The sequence below is a fragment of the Nocardia nova genome (genome assembly GCF_002933465.1).
Taxonomy (GTDB): Bacteria; Actinomycetota; Actinomycetes; order Mycobacteriales; family Mycobacteriaceae; genus Nocardia; species Nocardia nova_B.
Genome location: NZ_PSZE01000015.1, coordinates 116752 through 139562, shown reverse-complemented (window position 1 = coordinate 139562; position 22811 = coordinate 116752). Strand labels below are relative to the sequence as shown.

General features: G+C 64.3%; 23 protein-coding genes. 17 read left to right on the top strand and 6 right to left on the bottom strand.

The window, feature by feature from the left end; all coding sequences use genetic code 11:
* Positions 1–9: 9 nt before the first annotated feature.
* Together C5E41_RS19270 and C5E41_RS19265 are read right to left on the bottom strand one after the other, a co-directional pair.
* The gene (locus tag C5E41_RS19270; RefSeq protein WP_258081073.1) at positions 10–651 is read right to left on the bottom strand and encodes a TetR/AcrR family transcriptional regulator; all 642 of its coding nucleotides are present in this window, start codon (positions 649–651) and stop codon (positions 10–12) included.
* Positions 648–1652 carry an aromatic ring-hydroxylating dioxygenase subunit alpha gene (locus C5E41_RS19265; protein WP_104377195.1) on the bottom strand — a complete coding sequence of 335 codons (1005 nt, stop codon included), beginning with the start codon at positions 1650–1652 and terminating at the stop codon, positions 648–650. The genes C5E41_RS19270 and C5E41_RS19265 overlap by 4 nt, the downstream gene beginning before the upstream one ends.
* 1069 nt (positions 1653–2721) lie before the next feature.
* Here C5E41_RS19265 and C5E41_RS19260 point away from each other — a divergent pair.
* Together C5E41_RS19260 and C5E41_RS36230 are read left to right on the top strand one after the other, a co-directional pair.
* On the top strand, positions 2722–3636 hold the full coding sequence (locus C5E41_RS19260; protein ID WP_181063313.1) for a hypothetical protein: 915 nt from the start codon (positions 2722–2724) through the stop codon (positions 3634–3636).
* A 29-nt stretch (positions 3637–3665) separates the two neighbouring features.
* Complete coding sequence (locus tag C5E41_RS36230) at positions 3666–3767, top strand: DUF7156 family protein (RefSeq protein WP_439956426.1); 102 nt, start codon at positions 3666–3668, stop codon at positions 3765–3767.
* A gap of 19 nt (positions 3768–3786) precedes the next feature.
* On the opposite strand, the gene C5E41_RS19255 is transcribed toward C5E41_RS36230, so the two are convergent.
* The 3 genes from C5E41_RS19255 to C5E41_RS19245 all read right to left on the bottom strand — a co-directional run bounded on the left by C5E41_RS19255 (position 3787) and on the right by C5E41_RS19245 (position 6586).
* A complete protein-coding gene (locus C5E41_RS19255) occupies positions 3787–4971 on the bottom strand; it encodes a phosphotransferase (protein WP_104377194.1) in 1185 nt (394 codons plus the stop codon).
* Positions 4972–5146: 175 nt separating this feature from the next.
* Positions 5147–5950: a FadR/GntR family transcriptional regulator gene (locus tag C5E41_RS19250; protein WP_104377193.1), complete on the bottom strand. Its 804-nt coding sequence runs from the start codon at positions 5948–5950 to the stop codon at positions 5147–5149.
* Positions 5951–6010: 60 nt separating this feature from the next.
* Positions 6011–6586, bottom strand: a complete 576-nt coding sequence (locus tag C5E41_RS19245) for a TetR/AcrR family transcriptional regulator (protein ID WP_104377192.1) — start codon at positions 6584–6586, stop codon at positions 6011–6013.
* Between the two features lie 180 nt (positions 6587–6766).
* On the opposite strand from C5E41_RS19245, the gene C5E41_RS19240 reads away from it, so the two are divergent.
* From C5E41_RS19240 to C5E41_RS19170, 15 genes are all read left to right on the top strand, one after another.
* Complete coding sequence (locus C5E41_RS19240) at positions 6767–6958, top strand: ferredoxin (RefSeq protein WP_104377191.1); 192 nt, start codon at positions 6767–6769, stop codon at positions 6956–6958.
* Positions 6959–7002: 44 nt separating this feature from the next.
* A complete protein-coding gene (locus C5E41_RS19235; RefSeq protein ID WP_104377190.1) occupies positions 7003–8220 on the top strand; it encodes a cytochrome P450 in 1218 nt (405 codons plus the stop codon).
* Between the two features lie 560 nt (positions 8221–8780).
* A complete protein-coding gene (locus C5E41_RS19230; RefSeq protein WP_104377216.1) occupies positions 8781–9491 on the top strand; it encodes an MlaE family ABC transporter permease in 711 nt (236 codons plus the stop codon).
* Between the two features lie 7 nt (positions 9492–9498).
* Positions 9499–10350, top strand: a complete 852-nt coding sequence (locus C5E41_RS19225; protein ID WP_104377189.1) for an ABC transporter permease — start codon at positions 9499–9501, stop codon at positions 10348–10350.
* A 3-nt stretch (positions 10351–10353) separates the two neighbouring features.
* On the top strand, positions 10354–11610 hold the full coding sequence (locus C5E41_RS19220; protein WP_104377188.1) for an MCE family protein: 1257 nt from the start codon (positions 10354–10356) through the stop codon (positions 11608–11610).
* Positions 11607–12635, top strand: coding sequence for an MCE family protein (locus C5E41_RS19215; protein ID WP_104377187.1), 1029 nt, complete (start codon positions 11607–11609; stop codon positions 12633–12635). Before C5E41_RS19220 ends, C5E41_RS19215 begins: the two co-directional genes overlap by 4 nt.
* Positions 12632–13780, top strand: a complete 1149-nt coding sequence (locus C5E41_RS19210; protein WP_146097604.1) for an MCE family protein — start codon at positions 12632–12634, stop codon at positions 13778–13780. Before C5E41_RS19215 ends, C5E41_RS19210 begins: the two co-directional genes overlap by 4 nt.
* Before the next feature lie 5 nt (positions 13781–13785).
* The gene (locus C5E41_RS19205; protein WP_146097603.1) at positions 13786–14994 is read left to right on the top strand and encodes an MCE family protein; all 1209 of its coding nucleotides are present in this window, start codon (positions 13786–13788) and stop codon (positions 14992–14994) included.
* Positions 14991–16133 carry an MCE family protein gene (locus C5E41_RS19200; protein WP_181063311.1) on the top strand — a complete coding sequence of 381 codons (1143 nt, stop codon included), beginning with the start codon at positions 14991–14993 and terminating at the stop codon, positions 16131–16133. Before C5E41_RS19205 ends, C5E41_RS19200 begins: the two co-directional genes overlap by 4 nt.
* A 2-nt stretch (positions 16134–16135) precedes the next feature.
* Positions 16136–17584 carry an MCE family protein gene (locus C5E41_RS19195; protein ID WP_104377184.1) on the top strand — a complete coding sequence of 483 codons (1449 nt, stop codon included), beginning with the start codon at positions 16136–16138 and terminating at the stop codon, positions 17582–17584.
* The gene (locus tag C5E41_RS19190; RefSeq protein WP_104377183.1) at positions 17551–18243 is read left to right on the top strand and encodes a hypothetical protein; all 693 of its coding nucleotides are present in this window, start codon (positions 17551–17553) and stop codon (positions 18241–18243) included. The genes C5E41_RS19195 and C5E41_RS19190 overlap by 34 nt, the downstream gene beginning before the upstream one ends.
* Positions 18240–18872, top strand: a complete 633-nt coding sequence (locus C5E41_RS19185) for a hypothetical protein (protein WP_104377182.1) — start codon at positions 18240–18242, stop codon at positions 18870–18872. The genes C5E41_RS19190 and C5E41_RS19185 overlap by 4 nt, the downstream gene beginning before the upstream one ends.
* 126 nt (positions 18873–18998) lie before the next feature.
* On the top strand, positions 18999–19262 hold the full coding sequence (locus C5E41_RS19180) for a hypothetical protein (RefSeq protein ID WP_104377181.1): 264 nt from the start codon (positions 18999–19001) through the stop codon (positions 19260–19262).
* 397 nt (positions 19263–19659) lie between these two features.
* On the top strand, positions 19660–19836 hold the full coding sequence (locus tag C5E41_RS19175) for a ferredoxin (RefSeq protein WP_104377180.1): 177 nt from the start codon (positions 19660–19662) through the stop codon (positions 19834–19836).
* 38 nt (positions 19837–19874) lie between these two features.
* A complete protein-coding gene (locus tag C5E41_RS19170; RefSeq protein ID WP_104377179.1) occupies positions 19875–20735 on the top strand; it encodes a mycofactocin-coupled SDR family oxidoreductase in 861 nt (286 codons plus the stop codon).
* A gap of 305 nt (positions 20736–21040) precedes the next feature.
* Here the strand turns inward: C5E41_RS19170 and C5E41_RS19165 are convergent, their stop codons facing one another.
* Positions 21041–22807 carry an acyclic terpene utilization AtuA family protein gene (locus C5E41_RS19165; RefSeq protein ID WP_104377178.1) on the bottom strand — a complete coding sequence of 589 codons (1767 nt, stop codon included), beginning with the start codon at positions 22805–22807 and terminating at the stop codon, positions 21041–21043.
* Positions 22808–22811: the final 4 nt, after the last annotated feature.

Sequence of the window (22811 nt, the reverse complement as noted above, 5' to 3'; positions counted from 1 at the left end):
AATGCACTCCTACTTCTCGTCCGGCGCCGGCACGGCGATCAAGGCGAAAAGCAGTGACGCGATGGCGGAGACCGCCTCGTTTCGCCGTAGCGGGTAGCTTCCGAGGTGGGTGAGGAACCACGTGCGCTCCATCATTGCCGTGATTGCCAGACCTGTGGCGGCGGCCGACCACACCGGCCGGTTCGCGAGCCGGCGGATCTCCGCGCCCAGCAGCGAGGCGATGCGGGTCTGCAGGACTCGCACCGCGGCCAGGAACTCCGGGTCCTCGGGCGCGTCCTCGGCGGACCGGATGAGATAGGCCCCGTGGCGGTCGAGATAGGCGAAGTACTCCCGGGTCCACCGGGCGATGCCCGCCTGGGATGCGGTTGTCGTGCTGTCGGTGAACGATGCCGCCGCATCGAAGGCATCCCGGTAGGTGGCCGTTCCGAGTTCGACGAATACCGCCCGCTTGTCGGGGAAGTAGTAGTAGAACCCGGCGCGGGCGACGCAGGCGCCGTCGGTGATATCGCGTATCGATGTCCCGGAGTAGCCGCGTTGTGCGAAGGATTCGCGCGCCGCATCCAATATGGCCGCGCGCGTATTCTCCGCTTTGGTTCCCGGATTCTCGCCCCTGGTTTCCGACGCCTTGCGGGCCATCGGTTGCACGCTCATACCGGCGCGGCGGCGGAGTTCGGATCGGCGTGCGCCGTCTCTGGGTAGAAGCCGGCCGCCCACGTACGCAGGCGCCGGAAGCCGGCGGCTTCGGAGGGGGCCAGACCCGGAGGATCCATGTACTTCTGGTGTTCCCAGATCGCGATGTCGTCGGGCAGGGCCAGTTTGGCTTGGGCGAGGCGCTCGTCGTATCGCCCGTGGTCCTTGTCTATCCAGTACGTCGCGAAGATGTCGGTGGTGGTGTCGTCGACCGGTGTCGGGCAGATCGCGATGACCCGGATTCCGTCGGCGGTGACCTCGCCGTTGAAACTCAGGCCGATGCCCGACCACAGGATTTCGATCGTATTCGACGTATCCTCGGGCCTGTCCACACCGTCGCTCCAGCGGCGGCCGAATCCAACCTTGGACTGCCAGGTCGCACCCGCGACCGTCTCGCGAAGCACGACCGGAGCGTGAGGAGTGTGGTGCACGAACCTGAAATGCCAAGGGTCGACGGCATTTTCGGCGATCACCTGAGGATGGACGTGAACTCGGGCGTGCCGCGACCGAGCCTGTTCGGTGAGCGGAAAATAATCGACGCGCGCGATGTGGTTGCCCAGCGCGGTGAATGCTTCGGGGACTTCCCAGCTCGGCGGTCTGCCCTCGGAATCGTGCCAGATGTAGATCGAGTCGTTGCGCTCTGCGACCGGCCACGCCCGCACGCGCCGGACCCGGTTCGGCTTGTCGTGGTACGGAATGTGCGTATTGCGCCCGTCGCCGTTCCACATCCACCCGTGGAAGGGGCACTGAATATCGTTGTCGACGACGCACCCGCCGTGCCCCAGATGAGCGCCCAAATGCCGGCAGTGAGCGTCGAGGACCCGGACGCGGCCGTCGTTTCCCCGGAATGCGACGAGTTCGGTGCCGAAATAGTGCAGGGCCTTGACGTTGCCGTTCCCGAGATCGGTGGACCAAGCGATCTGGAACCAGCCAGTGGGTCGAGCCGACGGAAGTTCAGTCATCTCAGACTCCTTTCGAATGCACCTACGGTGTCATCGTTTGACAAAGTTGTCAAAAGTCGGGCTCGCAGCCGCAACGCTGGTGGACGCGCGTGGTTGGCTTAGTGGTGTCACCGAGGGTGAACGCTGGTTCCGAGCGGTCCTTGACTATTCCGACAAATGTGGCTCACCATCGGTGTTTGAAGCGGGCCGGGATGCGCGCCGGCACGCCTGGATCAGGTCGGTGAGCACGGGAGGACCTTCGGGGTGCTTGGCGACGACGGCAGCGCAGACCCATTCGTATGAGCGCTGTCGAGCGAACGTCGGACAGACATGACCGATCGCGGATGATTCACTCGGCGCGTGAGGATCAACGTAAGGCGACTCGTCGCAGGAACCCGCGCCCCGTTGCCGCTGTGCTGTTGGTCCTCATACCGTTGCCCGGTGCCGGATGTTCGGGACGGCCGTCGCCCGCTCCCGCTCCGACGACCGCCGCGAATCCGGTGGTGGGTGCTGCGGCCGGACCCGACTCTCGTTGTCGCCAGCCGACATTCCGGCTGGATCGCTGTTCACGGCAGCGGTTGCCTCTGCAGCCCCGATGAAGCTGACTTTGGGGAGCGGTATGCAGCCGAAGAAGTCGATCACGCTGAAATTCGACCTCGCCGGTCAGCCGGCCCTCTACTGCAAGTTCACCGACAGCGCACGACCGGTCGTGGACCCGCAATCGGGGCCCAGTCACCTGGCCTACGGCCGCCCACACCGGTCCCCAGCTGTGCGCCTATCCGGTCGACACCATCGTGACGTCATCGCCGGCCATCGTCGGCGACACTCTCTACGTCGGCGCCACGGCGGCGCCATCGAGCCGAAATATGCTGCGCGCATTCATGATCCAGTGACAATGCCGGGCAATTGCGCCGACGGTCCGTCGCGCCTGAGATTCGACCTGTGACAAGAGATTTCGCACTGGACGGTCAGCCGGGCTGAAGTCCTCGATGGGGACCTATTCGGTCGAACGTCAGGTTATCAAACCATGGATCTATATGATCTATTGTATCTATACTCATCGCGTCAACCGCGCTCTGGAGGCCGAACCATGACCATCCTCGCCGGGCCCACGCCGCCCGCGCTGCTCGATCCCGGCGGTGTCTGGTTCTTCAACTGGGTCATTCCGATCGCCGCCACGCTGGTCATCGTGGCTGCGGTTCTGGACTGTGTGCGGCGCCGGCGGCTCACCTGGGGTTTCCTCTTCCTGTCCAACAGCATGCTGGTGTATTGGATGGAGACCATGGGCGACTGGGGGCAGCATCTGATCTACAGTCCCACCTTCGCCCACCATTCGCTGTTGGAATGGCTGCCAGTGAAGACGCCTATCGATCCGCTGTTCATGCCGTTCGCGTACGCGGTCTACTGGACGGTGCACGCGATCGCCGTGCTGCTGCTCGGGCAGCTGCTCATGCGCAAATTCGGATGGAGCCTGCTGACCTCGATCGCGGTGCTGGCGCTGCCGGTCAACTATGTCTGGGATGTGTTCGCCGAGGGCATCGCGACCGCCATGGGCTGGTGGACCTACGATCCCGGATTCGGTCCGGTGATCGAATGGGCCGGCGGCGGGCGGCTGCCGCTGATGTGGCCGATCCTGCTGATGACGTTCTGGCCCAACCTGATCGCGTACTGGGCCGGTAAGTCGCCGGTCCGGTCGCTCAACCACATGGAACGGTTCATGCGGCTCGACCGTTTCACCCGGCCCAAGGTGCCCACGGTCGCGACCGCTACCGTCCCGGCCGGGGCCGCCGGCCCTGGAGCGGCCACGGCGCAGGTGCGTCGCGGGACGGACGCCGAGTACGACGCGCGCCTCGACTACGAGGTGACCATTCCACGCTGGCGCTTCGAGTTGGCCCGCTTCGGTGCCTGGTTCGTCGTCTTCCAGGTCAGTTTCTTCCTCACGCTCATAGTCCCGCTCGTGACGCTGCGTGCGGTGACCGGTCACGACAGTCCCTACATCCCGTAACGGCACAATTCGAATGGTGGTGCGCCACAATGGATCCGCGATTGCGCAGCGAGACGATCCGGCTTGTCGCCGGTTGTGTGGCCGGGATAGTGCTGGTCTTCGTCGTGGTCTACCTGTACACGGTGACGTGAGCCGAAACTCCGCCCTCGCTCAGTCGAGCGCCGCGCGAAGAGCCTTGTCGACCTCGAGGTCCTCGACGGTGGCGTTCGCGCGCCGGAACGCCGCGGCGACATTCGCCGGAGTTTGCAGTCCCGGCCAGAGTACGCAGATTGCTGCGGAGTCCCAGGCGTCGAAGGCGAAGTATCGGTAGTCCTCCCACGCCCGATCGAAGGTCGGGGCGTCCGTCACGCCCTGTTCGGACAGGGTTTCCAAGTAGCAGCGCAGCAGGTCTTTCTCGTGGGTGCGGCGCAGGTCGGTTTCGACGGAGTGGGTGAGGAAGTAGGACACCTCGCGCATTCCAGGCGCCTGCCCCACGACCTGCCAGTCCAGCAGACCGGCCTTACCGTCGGCGGTGGCGAATGTGTTGCCCAGGTGGGAGTCTCCGTGGATCAGGGTCAGCGGCCCTTCCTCCCAGCGCGCGTGCAGTTGCCGGTCGTGGGTGTTGACGATCTCCGCCATCCGGCGCGCCGCCGGCGGCAATTGATGCTCCTGCGACCGCAGCAGCGCGGTGCGCACGCGGCGGAACTGCCAGAGCAGCAGGCCGAAGCCGACGCGGTTGAACTGCCTCGGCGCATAGCAGAGGTCGCTCGCGAACCGAGGGCTGTCCCAGAAGGCGGCGTGCAGATATCCGAGGGCGCGCATCACGCCCTCGGCGTGTTCGGCCGAACAGGTGTCGGCCATCGCGTAGGGGGTGCATCCGTCGGCGACGAGGTCCTGGAGCAGGAGCAGATGGCGTGCCCCGCCGCCGGCATGTGCGGCGTAGGCGTGCGGCGCGGTGTCGCCGGGGAGGGCCGCGCGGGCGGTCCGGTAGAAGTTGACCTCGTTGACCGCCATGTCCAGCGCGGCCACCATGGCCCGGTTCTTACCGGTCAACGGCGTGGATTTCACGAACAGTGACGTCGGCAGGCTCGCCGTGTCGCCGGCTCGGTTCCAGGTGACGCGAATGCGCCTCCGGTCGGTGGTGCCGGTGTGCCCGTCTGCGTCGGCGACATGTTCGGCGACCGCCCCCGGTGCCTGGTCGGCGAAGACCGAGGTGAGCCACTGCGCGGTGATGTCACGTGCGGCGTGCGGCTTGGGTGCGGGAGCCCAGGGGGAGAACGCCAGCGCGAGTTGACCCAACGTGCGGGCGGTGCCGGTCCGGTGGGTGATGGGGGCTGCGCTGATCGTGTTGTGCATGCGAGCCTGGCTTTCATAGGCAGGAATGGACCTCGGACGCCGGGCCACGGCCGAGTGTTCGGGAATGTCGAGGGATCGACCGGTGGCGTGTTATCCGACTTACTTGAATAGAGATTGTATAGATAATCTCTATTCATGGGGTCGATTCGGTGAGGTGAATGCCGAGCGTTCGAGGTCAGTACAGCAGGTCGACGACCTGTGTGGTGTCGTCGACATTCAATACGTACTCCCGCGCCGCCTTCATGTGCCTGATCCAGAACTTCTCCGCGCCCTCGCCGTCCTTGGCCTGGATCAGGGTGACCAATTTCTGGTAGGCGCGCACGGCGCGCTCGTCGGATGCGGCCAGTTCGGCTCGGTGGCGCGGGCTGTCGCGCACCGCCTCGGCCATGTGACGGGTGAGGATCTCGGTCAGCATGCCGACGACCGTGGCCAAGGTCTTGTTGCCCGCCAGTTCGACCAGTTTCCGATGGAATTGCACTGTCGCGGAGGCGAAATCCTCTGGTGAATCGACCAGCTGTGCCAGCCGTTTCACCTCCGCCGCAAGTGCTTTGCGGGCGGTCGCATTGCCGCGTTCGGCCAGGGTGCGCGCCGCCGCGGGCTCGATCACCATGCGGGCCTCGTAGACATCCTGAATGCTGGTGTGCGACAGCGTCAGCAGCAGTCCGAACTGTGACGCGGCGGCCTCCGGGCCGGGAATCGTCACCCGCGCGCCTCCCGGCGGGCCGCGCCGGATGGTGACCAGCGAGTCGGCCTCCAGCAGGCGGAACGCCTCTCGTAATGTCGGCCGCGAGACACCGAAGGTCGCCATGAGCTCGGGTTCGGTCGGCAGCCATTCGCCGTCGCCGACCTCACCTCGGGCGATCATCTCCCGCACCCGATTGGCGATCATGTCGGGCATCTTCTTGGGACGCAAACGATTTCGCTCCGAGACGGCGAACCTGTCCGTCGTCGTCACGCGGATCGCCTTGTCGTCGCGCATCTCGTCCTACACGTCGCAGCCATGCCTCGAGTCTAGCGAATACAGCTCATCCAGCTCCGGTCATACGGTATCGGTGGCGTGGGCCGCGACGGTCGCGAGCAGCAGTTCGACTATCGGCGCCACGTCCTGTTCGATGTGCTCGGCGGCGGCGGCGCGCTCGGGTGTGGTGAGGGTGAGGATGTGCATCAGCACCGTGCCGTAGAGCGCCTCGGTGAGGGTCGGGATCGGTGCGTCGGCGCTGAGTTCGCCGCCCTCGATCGCGCGCTGGAACAGGGCGGATGCGGCCTCGCTGTGCATGGTCACGAGGTACCCGTGCACGTCGTCGAGGCCGGTGTGCTCGGCGGCTTCATCCATTGTGATGCGTACCGACGCCCATCCGGCGGGATCGAGGAAGTAGCGCATCAGGTTGGTGGCCAGCGCCGTGATGTCTTCGCGCAACGAGCCACTGTCGGTCAGGGTGAGCGGTTTGGAGTGCTGTTCGATCGCGTGACGAATCAGGGCTTCCTTTGACGGCCAGCGCAGATACAGAGTCGACTTGCCGACACCGGCGCGGCGCGCCACCGCGTCCATGGTGAAGCCGCTCCACCCGGTGCGCCCGTACTCCTGCAGTGCCGCGAGCACGACTCGCTCTTCCATCTCGGGGTCTCTCGGCCGGCCTGGACCGGACCGCGACGTCTTGGCCACTGTGAGCCGCTCCTTTCGCACGATCCATGAGTGTATCCAGTTTGTTTAGATAATCTATTGCGGACGAAAATCGTCGGTATTACCCTGATCACACTACGCGCAGTGGCGTACATCGTTCGTGAAGGAGGAAGTGTGCGGGTCAACGTCGATCCCCAGCGCTGTCAGGGGCATGCATTGTGTGCCGCCACGGCGCCCGATCTGTTCGAACTGGACGAACACGGATACGCGATAGCCGCGGACAGGTTCGTGCCGGACGAGCAGGCGGCTGCCGCGGAGACGGCAGTCACGACGTGTCCGGAGCAAGCCATCGAGATCACCCGCTGACGCGCTCCGGCGTCGTCCGATCGCAACCCTCGGAGAGGTTCCCCATGACCGATGTGTCTTTCGATCATCATTCACCCGAATACGCCAGGAATTGGCGCGAGATCAACGCCGAGCTCCGCGACCGATGCCCCGTCGCTCATACCGATGCGCACGACGGGTACTGGGTCGTCAGCCGGTACGCCGATGTTGCCGGCGTCGTACGTGACGACGAGACCTTCTCGTCGTATTACGAGCTACCCGACGGCTCCCATCACGCGACCACCATCCCGGTGAGTCCGATGCGGCAGGTTCCGATCGAAATGGACCCGCCGGAGTTCTTCGCGTACCGCAAGCTCCTGACCAGCCGGTTCTCACCTGCGGAGGCCAAGAAGTGGGAGCCGTTCGTGCGGGAGGCCACCGCCCACTGCATCGATTCGATCATCGAATCGGGCCAGGGCGACCTGGTTCTCGATATCGCCTCGCCGGTGCCGGCCATCTTCACCATGGCGCTGCTGGGGCTGCCGCTCGATGGCTGGCAGGCCTTTTCCGAGGTGACGCATTCGCTCATTCATGCGGCGCCCGACACGCCCGAGTATCTGACCGCGATGACCAATCTTCTGACCATTCTCGGCCAGGTCACCGAAGTCGTTGCTCAGCGCCGGGCCGAACCCACCGACGATCTGATCTCCTATCTGGTGCAGGCCGAAGTCGACGGGCAGACACTGCCGGACGACCGGCTGATGGAGATCATCACGCTGGTGATCTTCGGTGGTGTCGATACGACGGGGAGTTTGATCGGCAACGCGATGGAATGGCTGTACCACCATCCGGAAAAGCGTGACCTGCTGCGTTCGGACCCCGATCTACTCCCGAAGGCGATCGAGGAGTTCCTGCGGTACTTCTCGCCGGTCGCCGGACTGGCGCGCACGGCGACGCGATCGTGCACCGTCGGCGATCAGAAGATCGATGCGGGCGAGCGGGTATTTGTGTCCTGGTCGTCGGCGAACTTCGATCCCGAGGCGTTCGATGATCCCGACGAGCTGGTCCTCGATCGCTTCCCCAACAAGCATCAGGCGTTCGGCCTGGGTATCCATCGCTGCCTCGGATCCCACTTCGCGCGGTCGGAGGCCCGGATCGTGATCGAAGAAATACTGCGGCGAATGCCGGATTACGTTGTGGGCGACGCGGAGCCCTATCCCTCGATCGGTGTGGTGAACGGATTCATTAAACTGCCGATCACCTTCACCCCCGGCGCTCGGGTCGGTTCGAGCCTCCCACTGTGAGGCCGACCCGATAGCGAGAAATGCCGTGCACGGCCGACGGCGGAATCGAATAGCGACGCGGCCTTCCTCAGTGTCTCAACACTATTGTGCGCCAAGTGAATCGCCGGCGAGCCCCATCGGCTCGCCGGCGATCGAGCGTGCCGGCGGTGCCCGTGGTCAATAGCCCGAATGCATGACAATGCTGCCATCGGAGTGCCACCGGTGGGCCGCGCCGTCATCGATTCCGTGCGGTCATCGTTGGTGCTATGAGCATCGAATATAGATAATATTGATCCATTAAATTCGGGAGAAAACTCGTAATTATCTCTCGGGCAAGATATTTGGACACTTGATCTGGTTTCCAGGGCGCGATTCCATACACCAGCGTGAACGCAAACTTAGTGAACTAGGTATTGCACGTTTTCTGAAATTTGAGGTAACGTCTCCGCGGACAAAGTATGTGGGACGTCACATCGAGCCCTATCCAATGACTACCTCGGCCACGACCTCTCGTGAAGGAAAGAACCGTGATCCTGCCGTATGCTGCAACTCCGGTCCACGCACTGGGCGGGTTCTTCGCGATGACGCTGGACACCGCGGTGGCCATCGCGAAAAGGCCTTTCGCGGCAGGTGAATTCATTCGTCAGTGCTGGTTCATCGCGCGCGTGTCGATCATGCCCGCGTTGATGCTGTCGATCCCGTTCACGGTGCTGACGGTATTCATCATCAATATTCTGCTCGTCGAACTCGGTGCCGCCGATATGTCCGGTGCTGGAGCGGGATTGGGTGCGGTCTCTCAGATCGGGCCGATGGTGACCGTGCTCGTCGTCGCCGGAGCGGGAGCCACGGCGGTGTGTGCCGATCTGGGGGCACGGACCATCAGGGAAGAAATCGATGCGATGAAGACGATGGGCATCGACCCGGTCCAGCGCCTGGTGCTGCCCCGGGTCCTCGCCGCCATGTTGGTGGCGCTGCTGCTGAACAGCATGGTCGCGGTGGTCGGACTGTTGGGTGCGTTCGCCTTCTCCGTCTTCGTCCAGCACGTCACCCCGGGGGCGTTCGTCTCGGGTTTGACCCTGGTGACCGGAATCGACGAAGTCGTGATCTCGATTGTCAAGGCCACCTTGTTCGGGCTCTCCGCGGGCCTGATCGCGTGCTACAAGGGCTTGACGGTCAAAGGGGGAGCCAAGGGCGTCGGCGACGCCGTCAACGAGACCGTGGTCTTCACTTTCATGGCGTTGTTCGTCGTGAATGTGATCGTCACCGCGGTCGGTGTGAAAGCCACGATGTGAGGGTGTGATGGTCGAAGTGATGGCGGCGCGATATCCGCGCCCGGTGAGATTCCTGCGAGCACGGATACAGACATGGAATCGCCTCGGCGAGCAGGCCGCGTTCTACGGGCGGGCCGTAGTTTCCACATCGCATGCGGTGCGGTCCTACGGCAAGGAGATCATGCGGTTGCTCGCCGAAATGAGCTTGGGCACAGGTGCTCTCGCGATCATCGGCGGCACCGTGGTCATCGTCGGCTTTCTCACCCTGTCGGCGGGAGCGCTGATCGCCGTGCAGGGCTACAACTCGCTGTCCAACATCGGAGTCGAGGCCCTGACCGGATTTCTGTCGGCATTTCTGAATGTGCGGATCGTCTCGCCGGTGGTTGCCGGCATCGGCCTGGCGGCGACGATCGGCGCGGGTGCGACGGCGCAGATCGGCTCCATGCGGATCTCGGAGGAGATCGACGCGTTGGAGGTCATGGGAATCCCCTCGATCACCTACCTGGCGTCGACTCGCGTCGTGGCGGGCATGATCGTCGTCATGCCGCTGTATGCGGTGGCGGTCATCATGTCTTTCTTCGCCGCCCGATTGGGCACCACTGTCGTCTACGGCCAGTCCGCCGGTGTCTACGACCACTACTTCTGGACCTTCCTGCGCCCGACGGACCTGCTGTGGTCGTTCTTCCAGGCGATAGCGATGGCGCTGGTCGTGATGCTCATTCACACCTACTACGGCTATACCGCGCACGGTGGTCCGGCAGGCGTCGGCGAGGCGGTCGGACGGGCGGTCCGAATGTCGCTGGTCGCCGCCGTGTCCGTCACGCTGATGATCTCGCTGTCCGTCTACGGCAACGCCGGCAATTTCAATCTCTCGGGATAGCGGATGCGAAACAACTCTCAGCACAGCGGTCGATCGACACTCGCGACCGTATTCTTCGATCCGGCACCGCGCGGCGGTGTCCGGCCCGGCTGGTGGTCGCTGCTCTCGGTCCTGGTGGTCGGCGGGCTGATCTGGGCGACCGTCTTCTTCTTCACGGGCAGTCAGCACCGCTATGTCGTGGTTCGATTGCAGTCCGACCGTTCCGGCCTGGTGATGGAGCGCGGCGCCAAGGTGAAGCTGCGCGGGGTCGAGGTGGGGCAGGTGGGGGCGATCGACGTCGACGCCGCCGGCCACGCCTCGCTGGAATTGAAATTGTCCGGCGACGCGGTGCGGCGGATACCTGCCAACATCCGCGCCGAGATCAAACCGACCACCGTCTTCGGTGCCAAATACGTCGACCTGATCGATCCCGAAAGTGCTTCTACCGCAAGGCTTTCCGCAGGTGCGGTACTGCGGGCCGAAAATGTGACCACGGAGGTCAATACGGTCTTCGAAGATTTGAACACGGTGCTCACCACGGTCGACCCAGCCGAACTCAACGCGATTCTGAGCGCGTTCGCCACCGGGCTGCGTGGACGAGGCGACCAGCTGGGCGCCGCGTTATCGGACTCGAATGCGTTCCTGGCCTCCGTCAACCCCGAACTTCCGACACTTCGCCACGATCTGCAGTCGTTGCGGGGGGCTTCGGATGCCTATTCCGATGCCATGCCGGACATTCTTCACCTGCTGGCGCACGGATCCACGACCGCGGACACAATCGCCACCCAGCGCAGCAGTGTGGACAAGGTGTTGTTGTCCACCATCGGATTCGCGACCACGGGGACGGAGCTTCTCGGCCCCACCAAGGACTCCCTGATCGAAGCGGTGAACATTCTGCAACCCACGACCGCGCTCCTGCACAAATACGATCCGACCTACACCTGTCTGCTCGAGGGCGCCAAATGGTTCCTCGATCACGGTGGGTACGCGGCGACCGGTGGCCATAACGGATATTCCGTCGAACTAGACACGGGATTGCTCGCGGGGTCCAACCCCTACCGGTACCCGGAAAATCTTCCGAAGGTCAATGCGAAGGGCGGCCCCGGTGGCAAACCCAGTTGTGGTTCACTGCCCGACCCCAGCAAGAACTACCCGGTGAAGCAGCTGATCACCGACACCGGGTGGGGTGCGAACCCGGGCGACCTCGCCACCCACCCGGGCCTGGGCACTCCCTCCGTGGTCGATTACCTGTTCGGATTGGCACGAGGAGGTCAACGGTGAACCGGCAATTACGCGGCCCCCTGGTGTATTTCGGGGTGTTCTTCCTGGTGTGCGCGTGCGGGCTGTTCGCGATCACCGCCGTGTTCGGTCAATGGCGGTTCGAGAGTCTGAGCAGCTACCGCGCGGTGTTCACCAATATCTCCGGCCTGAAGACCGGGGATTTCGTCCGAGTCGCCGGTGTCGAGGTGGGGCGGGTGGAGGCGATCGACCTGCGCGACGACAACTCGGTGGTCATACGATTCGGCGTGGACAAGTCTGTCCCGATCACCGCGAGCACGCAGGCGGCGGTACGCTACGAAAACCTTATCGGTGACCGGTATCTCGCACTCACCGAGGGCGCCGGCCCCACGACGCGGTTGACCGCGGGTGCGCAGATCCCGGCCGCGCACACCTCACCCGCCCTCGATCTCGACGCTCTGATCGGCGGGTTCCGTCCGCTGTTCCGGGCCTTGGATCCGGCTCAGGTCAACGATCTCACCAGCGAGCTGATCGCGGTCTTCCAAGGCCAAGGCGGCACCATCGCGGCGATCCTGCGACACCTGGCCGAGCTGACCAGCACCCTTGCCGATCGTGGCGAGCTGATCGGGTCGGTCATCACCAATCTCGATACGGTGCTCGCGACCCTGGCCGGGCACAATCAGCAATTCGACCTCGCCGTCGACAAACTGCAGCAGCTTGTCTCCGGATTGGCGGGCAGATCCTCGGAGATCGGCAACGCCGTCGGCGCCATCGACAGCGCGGCAGCGGGTGTCGGGAGTCTGCTGTCGGATGCCCGCCCGCCGCTGCACGACACCGTCGCTCAGTCCGACCGGGTCGCGACGCTCGTCGACAACGACCGCGACTACTTCGAGAACCTGATCGCGACGTTGCCCGATGCCTACAAGATCTTGGGACGCCAGGGGCTCTACGGCGACTTCTTCAGCTTCTATCTCTGCGACGTGGCCCTGAAAGTCAACGGACCCAACGGAAATCCGATGTACATCAAGGTCGTCGGGCAGGACACGGGACGGTGCAAGCCGGAATGAAACATTTCTCCGAACGAAATCCATTGGTAGTCGGTGCCATCGGCTGTGCAGTCACCCTCGGCCTGATGGTCGCTGCACTCGAATACGACAAAGTTCCGGGCTTTTCCCACACCACCGAATACTCGGCGTATTTCGCCGAAGCGGGAGGGCTGAAAACGGGCAACAAGGTTCAGGTCAGCGGCTATTCGGTCGGCAAGGTCACCGGCGTGCGGCTGGACGGCAACCGGGTGCGGGTCTCGTTCCGAATGGACAAGGACATTCGGCTGGGCGAAACGACCGAGGCGGCGATCAAAACCGAGACGGTCCTCGGTGCGAAACAACTGGCGGTCACACCACGCGGCCAGGGACACCTGCACACCACCATTCCGCTGTCGCGCACCACCTCGCCCTACCAATTGCCCGATGCCATCGGTGATCTCACCACCACGATCAGCGGTCTGGATACCGGGAAGCTTTCCGATGCCCTGGGCACGCTGTCCCAAACGCTGCACGATACCCCCGCCGATCTGAAGCAGGCGCTCGACGGCGTGACCCGGCTCTCGACAGTGCTCAATCAGCGCGACGACAATCTGCGCAATCTACTCGGCAACGCACAGCAGGTGACCTCCGTGCTTTCCGAACGCAGCAAGCAGATCGGCACCCTGATCATCGACGCGAACACGCTGCTGACCGAGCTGCGATCGCAGGATCAGGCATTGGAACATCTGATGGCCGACGTGTCCGAGGTGTCTCGGCAAATCTCCGGATTGGTCGCCGACAATCGGAAGGAACTCGGCCCCGCGCTCGAGAAGGTCAATACGGTGCTGGATATTCTCGATCGGCACAAGAAGGAGATCCAGACCTCGCTGACGCGGCTCGACTCCTATGCGATGTCGCTCGGCGAATCCGTGGGATCCGGGCCGTTTTTCAAGGCGTATCTCCAAAATCTGCTTCCGGGGCAATTCTTGCAGCCGTTCGTCCAAGCGGCATTCGGCGATATGGGGCTCAACCCCGACCAGCTGCTGCCCTCCCAACTGCCTCCTGAAGCCAAGCGTCCTGACCCGGCCCCAGCACCGGCCCCGCCGGCCCTGCCAGCACTGCCCGGTCTGCAGCTACCCGCGATTCCCGGCCTGCCGCTTCCGCCCGCGCCGCAGCCAGGAAGGTGATCGAGATGTCCCGGAGAATGACAATCGTCGGCGTCATCGGTGCGGTCGCTGTTCTGGTCGCGGTCTCGGTGGTGGTCGTCCGCGCCGTCACCGAGCTGCACAAGAACACGGTCGTGGCCTATTTCCCGTCGTCGAACGGCATCTATGTCGGTGACGACGTGCGCATCCTGGGCGTCGCGGTCGGAAAGGTCGACAGGATCGAGGCGGAGCCGACGCGGTCGAAGATCACCTTTTCCTATGATTCCGCGCAGAAGGTGCCCGCGGACGCGAAAGCCGCGATCATCTCGCCCTCGCTCGTTTCGGCCCGAGCCATCCAGCTGGTGCCGGCCTATACCGCCGGGCCGGTCTTGGCGGACGGTGCGGTGATTCCGGAGAATCGGACCGCGGTGCCGGTGGAATGGGACGACTTCCGAGCCCAACTCCAGAAGCTGACCGGTGCCCTCAGCCCGCCACCGGGACAGCAGGACAGTTCGCTCGGGCAGTTCATGTCCAGTGTGGCGGGCAACCTGCGCGGCAACGGCGCCGATATCAACACGACGCTGACCCAGCTGTCGAATGCGATGTCCATCCTGGGTGACAAGAGCACCGACATCTTTTCCACGGTGCGCAACCTGCAGGTATTCGTGTCGGCGCTGTCGGGCAGTAGTGACCTGATGGCCCGGTTGAACACCGATTTGGCAGATGTGACACAGCTGCTCGACAAGCAACCGAACTCGATCGGCACTGCGACGCAGGACCTGCAGACCGCGCTCACCGATATCGAATCCTTCGTGCGCGACAACCGCGACAACGTCTCGATCTCGGCGCAACATCTGGGCTCGATCACGCAGGCCTTGCATGACAGCGAAGGGGACGTGAAGCAGCTGTTGCACATCGCTCCCACCGCATTTCAGAATTTTGTGAATATCTACCACCCGGCGCAGGGCTCGCTGACCGGCGTCCTGGCCTTCAACAATTTCTCCAATCCGATCGAATTCATTTGCGGCGCAATTCAAGCGGCGTCGAAGAAGAATGCCGAGGACGCGGCGAAGTTGTGCGCGCAATACCTCGGTCCGGTGCTGAAGAATCTGGAGATCAACTTCCCGCCGGTCGGTGCCAACCCGATCACGGGCGCCGCGGCACGGCCGAACGAGATCGACTACAGCGAGGACCGGCTGCGGCCGTCGACGCCGCAGGGCATCGAGGGTCTGCTCAATCCGGGAGGAGGCCGATGAGTACCACTGCCCGCAATCGCGGTGTTCTTCTGGTAACGGGTGTGCTCGCGACGGTGGTCATGACGACCGTATCGGGTTGCGGCTGGCGCGGATTGAATTCGCTGCCCTTGCCGGGCACCGCGGGTGGTGGACCGGGTTCCTACGAGATCCGGGCCCAATTGCCCGATGTCGTGTCGGTCCAGCAGAACAGCCGCGTTCGAGTCGGCGACGTCACGGTCGGCAACGTGACGAAAGTCGAACGCGAGGACTGGCATGCGTTGGTGACCATGCGCTTGAACGGCGACGTTCATCTGCCGGCGAACGCGACCGCGAAGGTCGGGCAGACCAGTTTGCTCGGATCCATGCACATCGAGCTCGCACCCCCGGTCGGCGAGCCGCCCACCGGTGAATTGAAGCAGGGATCGCTGATTCCCCTCGATCACGCCGGGGACTATCCGACGACTGAACAGACGCTCGCCTCGCTGTCGGTCGTGTTGAACGGCGGTGGTCTCGGACAGCTGCAAGAGATCAATCAAACCCTGGCCAAGGCCTTGTCCGGACGTGAGAACGACGTGCGCGGCCTGCTCGGGCAACTGGACACATTCCTCGCGGATCTGACGAAGCAGAGTGACGACATCATCGCGGCCACGGCGAGTCTCGACCGTCTCACCGGGCAGATCGCGGCGCAGAAGCCCGTTCTGGAGACCGCGTTGACCTCCATTCCGCAGGCGCTCGCCGTCCTGGCGGACCAACGGCACCAGATCGCCGATGCGGTGGTCGGCATCGGCAACTTCAGCGCCATCGCGGCCGACGCTGTCAACCAGAGCAAGGACGCTCTGGTACAGAATCTGCAAAACCTGGTGCCGGTACTCGACTCGCTGGCCGATGCGGGCCCGGCGATGACCCGCTCGCTCAGTTACCTCGCGACGTATCCGTGGCCGAAAGAGACGTTGTCGAAGTGGATTCGCGGTGACTACGCGAATTTGACCGGCATCATCGACCTCACCATGAGTCGCCTCGATTCGTCGTTGTTCGTCGGGACCCCGTTGGAGGGCCGGCTGACCGGACTCGAGGCGGTGCTCGGACGCACGGTCGGTGTCAAGCCGAGTCCCGCGACGCGCGGTAATCCGCTGACTTTCCCGTATCACGGAGGGCCCTGAGCATGCATCTGACTCGTCGCATCAAGATCCAGCTGATCGTCTTTCTCATCGTCGCGGTGGTGGGTGACGGTGTGATGGCGCTGAAATACATGCAGCTGCCGACGACGTTCTTCGGCGTCGGGCGTTACGAGGTGACCATGCGCCTGCCGGTGACCGGCGGCTTGTACGGCACCTCGAATGTGCAGTACCGGGGCAGCGAGGTCGGTAAGGTGAAGCGGGTCACCGTCGCCGAGCACGGTGTCGAGGCGGTGCTGTCGCTGTCGTCGGATGTGCGGATCCCCTCCGATCTCGATGCCCAGGTGCACAGCCGATCCGCGGTCGGCGAACAGTATGTCGAACTGCTCCCGCGAAACAGCGCATCGCGGCCGCTTCGCAACGGCGATGTGATTCCCGCCGACCGGGTCAGCGTGCCCGCCGATATCGGGACCCTGATCGAAACCGTCCGCGCGAGCCTGGAATCGATCCCGCGCCAGGATTTGCAGACGCTGCTCGATGAGGGCTACCTCGCATTCAACGGGACCGGACCCGACATCGGACGCCTGATCGAAGCGTTGTCGCATCTGAGCGGTGCCGCCAGGGCCGCGGCCGAGCCGACGATCCAACTGCTGCGCGATGCCGGGCCGGTTCTGGATTCGCAAGCGGCGACCTCGGATTCGATCGCGGCCTGGAGTCGCAACCTCGCCGACATCACCCGACAGCTCGATGAGAACGATGCACACGTCCGCACGGTCCTCGCCGACGCCCCGGCTGCCCTGGACCAGTCCCGTCAGCTGCTGGAACAACTGCGCCCTACTCTTCCGATGCTGCTGGCGAATCTGGTCAGCATCGGTAAGGTGGCGATCACCTACAACGCCTCCCTGGAGCAAATTCTGGTGTTGTTGCCGCAGGGGACGGCGGTACACGCGGCGACAGTGGTGCCCAACCTGGGGACCGGGCAGCCGGGTGCGTTTCTCGATTTCGATCTCAACCTGAACGAGCCGCCACCGTGCACCACCGGCTTTCTGCCACCGTCGGATCGTCGTAGTCCGACCGCCGTCGACTATCCGGAACGGCCGCAGGGAAGTTTCTATTGCCGGATTCCGCAGGACGCGCAGAACACCGTGCGTGGAGTGCGTAACACCCCGTGTATGGACAACCCCGGCAAGCGCGCACCGACAGTCGAAATGTGCGACAGCACAGAGGAATACGTTCCGCTCAACGGCGGCGGCAACTGGTTGGGAGACCCGAACTCCACCACCGGACAGACGGCTCCCGAAAACAGCGGTGCGGCAGCGCCGCCCGGCGCCTCCGGCGCGCGCACTCAGCCCAGCAGTCTGACGACCTCCGAGTATGACCCGGCCACGGGCAGCTATCTCGGGCCGGACGGACGTGCCTACACGCAGACCGATCTGATCGCTCACCCGCAGAAGGAGCAGACATGGCAGACGATGATGACGCCGACGGGTCGGTGACCGGCGCGCCGGCCGGCACGGCGGAGCCCACTGCCGCGGATTCCGCTGCTGTTGCCGACGACGTCGCCGGCGAAACGACCAGCTCGCCATCCGGCGCGGAGCAGTCCACCGCACGCCGTCGGCTGTCTCGGCGAATACTCCATGCCGGCAAGCGAATTCGCGCCGTTCGGCCTCGCACGATTGCGCTGGCCGCGGCCGCCGCGGTGCCGCTGGTCGTGGTGGGCGTGGCCGCGTGGCAGTGGAAGGATCTGTCGGATCTGCACCATGACGACTCCGAGCGTGCCGCATATCTGAGCACCGCCCGTCAGGGTGCCCTGAACCTCACCACCATCCGATGGGACAACGCGGATTCGGATGTGCAGCGGATATTGGATGGTTCGGGAGGGAAGTTCCACGACGACTTCGCCAGTCGATCCGCGTCGTTCGTCGCCGTGGTCAAACAGGCCAAGTCGACCTCACAGGGGGAGATCACCGAAGCCGGGATCGAGTCGGTGGACCACGACACCGCCCACGTCATCGTCGCCGCGAACGTGAAAACGACTCACGTCGACGGCGGCGCTGGTGGCGGAAATCAGGATCCACAGGCCTGGCGGTTGCGAATGACCGTGCACCGCACCGCCGATCGGATGCTCGTAACAGATGTGGAGTTCGTGCCATGAGTGCAGTGGATACCAAGCCGGGACCACAGTCCGATACCGATACCGATACCGAGATCGAGGTGGCAGCCGAAACCGATTCCGGGACAGCGTCGTTGCGCGAGGCGCCGGTGTCCGAGCCCGATACCGGCACCCGGCACGGGCGCGGCGCATGGCGCCGCAGGACGATGGTCGCGGCGCTGCTGCTCGTCACGATTCTCGGCGTGGTCGCCTCGTCGATACTGTTCGTACGGACCCAGCACGCCCGTGACCGACGGGCCGACACCATCGCCGTCGAACAGGCCGCCCGCGAGGGCGCCGAATCGATCCTGTCCTACCAGCCCGCGACCGTGGACGCCGATCTGGCGAAGGCCAAGGACATGTTGACCGGCGACTTCCGCGACTACTACACCAGATTCACCGGCGACGTGGTCGCGCCCGCATCGAAGCAGAAAAAGATAGCGACGACGGCGACGGTGCAGGCGGTCGGCGCGGTGACCGTCGATGACGGCAAGGCGACGGTGCTCATCTTCGTAAATCAGCGAACGACGAGTGCCGACTCCCCGCAGCCCGCGGACTCGGCGAGCAGCGTTCGCGTCGGTCTTGTGCGCGAGGGTGGACGCTGGCTCATCGACAAGTTCGATCCGGTCTGACAGTCGGGTAGGCGCGTGCGCGAGTTTCGCGTCGGATCGGAGGTCTTTGGCAATCTGGTCTCACGTAGTATACTTAGTTGGATTACTCGGGGGCGGGTAGCCGAATATCGATCGGAAAGACGCCACATGGTCTCGAAACGTGAAGCGGCACAGGCGGTCGGCCGTGACGACAGGGGTGTAACGGGAAACCGTGGCTATCGGCGCCGCGCCGAACAATGCCGAGTCCGTTTGCTCGCCGACGGGTTGCTGCTGGAGTTCCGCGCGACCCTGAGTCAGGGGCGGAACTTCGCGGAGGCGATTGGTAAATGGCCGTCCGAAATACACGTACTGGTGGACGGCAAAGTGAGTTCCGATCTGCCCGTACTGCCGTATTGCCGGCTGTGGGACTGATGGAGCATCTTGCTTGTTATCGATGCAGTCGAACCGATCGAGGAGATCGTGCGCGTACTGGCCTACCTTCTCTTGCGAGGTCAGTTGCCGCCGGCGTGAATACCGTGACTGCTGTATAGGGCCGGCCGCGGGACGGCGTCGTCATCGGGCGGGTGTTGACAGGGTGCAGTCGTCGAAGGCGGCCGGATCCGCCATCCGCAGGGTGACTCGGCGGTGTCGGTGATCGCAACGTATCTATCTATGTAATACAGGTCTCGACAACGAGGAGGTCTGGCGCTACTATCGAGCGCGGAGAATCTGATCTCACGAGACTCGACTTCCGTTCAAGTCTCATCTAGCGTCGGCGGACGGGCCTACTAATCCTCTCGTACGTTTCGCCGCTCTCGAAAGCAGGCCCATGAAACTCGCCATCGACACCACCGAATGTTCCGGTCACGCCCGCTGCTATGCGGTTGCCCCCGAGGTGTTCGACATCGACGATCTCGGTTACACGGTGCCGGTCGACCGGGACGTCACCGAACCTCTGGACGAGAACATCGCGGCCTGCCCCGAACGGGCGATCGCCGTCCGCTGATCCTCAACCGACCGACCCGATACGAAGGACAACAACCCATGGGACGTGTGCAAGACAAAGTCGTCTTCATCACCGGCGCCGCTCGCGGTCAGGGCCGCTCGCATGCGGTGCGGCTCGCCGCAGAGGGGGCCAACATCATCGGCGTCGACATCTGTGAGGACGTCAAGACCAACGACTATGCGCTGGCGACCCCGGATGACCTGGCCGAGACGGCGCGCCTGGTCGGCGCGGCCGGCGGCCGGATGCTCACCACGATCGCCGATGTGCGCGATCGGCAGGCGCTCGCGAAGGCCGTCGAGGAGGGTGTGGCAGCGTTCGGCAAGATCGACGGTGTCGTGGCCAACGCGGGTATCTGTCCGCTCGGCTCGGATGATCCACAGGCGTTCATGGACGGGTTCACAGTGGACTTCAACGGTGTCGTCAACGCCATCGAGGCGGCGCTGCCACACGTGAGCGCCGGCGGCTCGATCGTCGCCATCGGCAGCTTGGCGGCGATGATGAACGGTACCGCGGCCAATCCCGCGTACGGCACAGGCGGCCTGGGGTACTCGCTGGCCAAGCGGATGGTCGCATCCTTCATCAATGATCTCGCAATTGTTCTCGGCCCCAAGGGGATTCGGGCCAACGCGGTGCATCCGACGAACTGCAACACGAATATGCTCAAGAGCGAGGTGATGTACCGGCAGTTCCGTCCGGATCTGGATCATCCGACGCTCGAGGACGCGCTGCCCGGATTTTCCTTGATGAGCCCGATGAATGTGCCCTTCGTCGAACCCGAGGACATTTCGGAGATGGTGCTGTTCCTGCTCTCGGACGCGTCCCGCTATGTCACTGGTATGCAGATGCGCGTCGATGCCGGCGGGTATGTGCGACTCCGCCCGCAGCAGCCGACTTTCTGACCTACCCGCAACGAAAGCGACACGCACGACGACTCGGACCGAGCCGCGCCGACCAGGCGGGCCGACTCCTAGTGCCTCGTCATGCAACCCTTCGGTAGGTAATCAGGTAGTCGGATCTTCGAGTTGACGGCGAACTCGCGTTTGGGATCGATCTGTCCGATCGCGCCGTCGCCCCGAAAGCGACGGCGCCCCGCTCGGGGGCCCGCCGATATCGACGTGATCCCCGATCGGGGTCTGGTTCCGGTGGCCATGCTGTGGGAAAACTCCGTGCGTGCGTTCGAGCTACCCGAAGCGCTCGGAAGAGGTCACCGCGGTTCGAGCAGTTCGACGGGGATATCGACCACACGCGCGCGTAGGTACTCACTGACCGCTTTTCCGATGCTGTCGAGCCGCAGGTTGCTCGAGCCGCCGCGGCCCAGGAGTCCGGGTAGGACGAAATGGACGGCCCGCAGGTGCGGAAACTCGTGCCGCAGTGCGCCTGCGGCGGCGGTCTCGGGCAGCAATTCGGTCAGGCGCTCGGTGGTCAGCAGCGAGCGCAACCACGGCCAGGCGTGCGGGTCGTCGGTCCAGATTCCGACATTGCTGTTGCCGCCCTTGTCGCCGCTGCGCGCGAAGGCGATGCGCCCCAAGGGCGCTCGCTCGGTCGGTCCCGGCTCATAGCTGCCGGGTTCCTCGTGGACCGGCTGGCCGGTGAACGGTTCGGTCTTCGCCGGCGGCGCGATGGTCTGCTGGTCGCCGTCGGCGAAGACGACTCGGTGCGGTACTGCCTCTTGGGGGAGCAGGCCCGGCCAGTACTCGATGATCGGTTTCGGACCGCTGGTGTCCCCACCCATGTATCCGGGAAAACTGCTGAGGCCCAGGGCGCCGAACGATCGCTGGAGGTGCAACAGTGGCTCACGGGTGGGCGCGGTGGCGGCGATCCGGACGCATACGGTCGCGGCGTCCTGATTCTGCGGATCGGTTTCGGGCCGGCCCAGGCGCGATACCGCGAGGTCGTCGATCTCGGTGTCTGCGGCCAAGTCCTCGAGCTGGGCTGCCAACAGCTCGAATTTGGCATCGATGTCCAGCCCGGTGAGATAGGTGTTGATCGCGATCCGGTACCCGCCCGGCGTGAAGATCGATACCTTGGTGGTCGGCGGCGGGGGAGAACCTACCGCGGAGTGCACCCGCACCCGGTCCGGCCCGAGTTGTTCGAGTTCGACGGTGTCGAGATGGACGGTGACATCGGGATTGAGGTACAGGGGACCCTGGATCTCGTAGACGAGCTGCGCGGTGACAGTGTCGACGGTGACCGCTCCCTCGTCGGTGCTGTGCTTGGTGATGACACTGCTTCCGTCGCCGGCGATTTCGGCGATCGGGAAGCCCGGGGCGAGGAATCGCGGCAGTGCGGTGAAACCCGCGAAGTTCCCGCCGACGGCCTGCGCGCCGCACTCGATGATGTGACCGGCCACCACCGCGCCCGCGAGCTCGTCCCACGCGTCGGACGCCCATTCGTGCCACCAGGCCGCCGGTCCGAGGACCAGGGAGGCGTCGGTGACGCGTCCGCAGATGACGATATCGGCCCCGCCGGCGAGTGCGGCGGTGATGCCCCAGCCGCCGAGATAGGCGTTGGCCGCCAGCGGATTTTCGCCGTGCGCGGTGAACGGCTCCCCGGTATCGAGATGGCCGAGCTGGTGCCCGGCGTCGCGGAGTTCGTCGAGCCGGTCGAGCAGATCGTCGCCGTCGACGTGCGCAACGGTGAGATGTGTTCCAGCGGAGTCGATATCGGCGCGCACGGCCTCGGCCAGTCCGGCGGGATTGAACGCACCGGCGTTGACGACCACCTTGATGCCGCGTTCCTCGATGATGCGCAGGTGCGGGCGGAGTTGGTCGAGAAAGTATTTGGCGAAGAAGTCGCCGAGGGCTTTCGGGTCGGAGGTGAATCCGGCGGAGACGCCGGCCATCGTGATCTCGGCCAGATAGTCGCCGACCAGGACGTCGACCGGATCACCGGCCAGCGCCTCGCTCAGGGCGGTGAAGCGGTCGCCCAGATACCCGGAGAAGTTCGCTATCCGTACGGAATGTTCTTTCATGTCA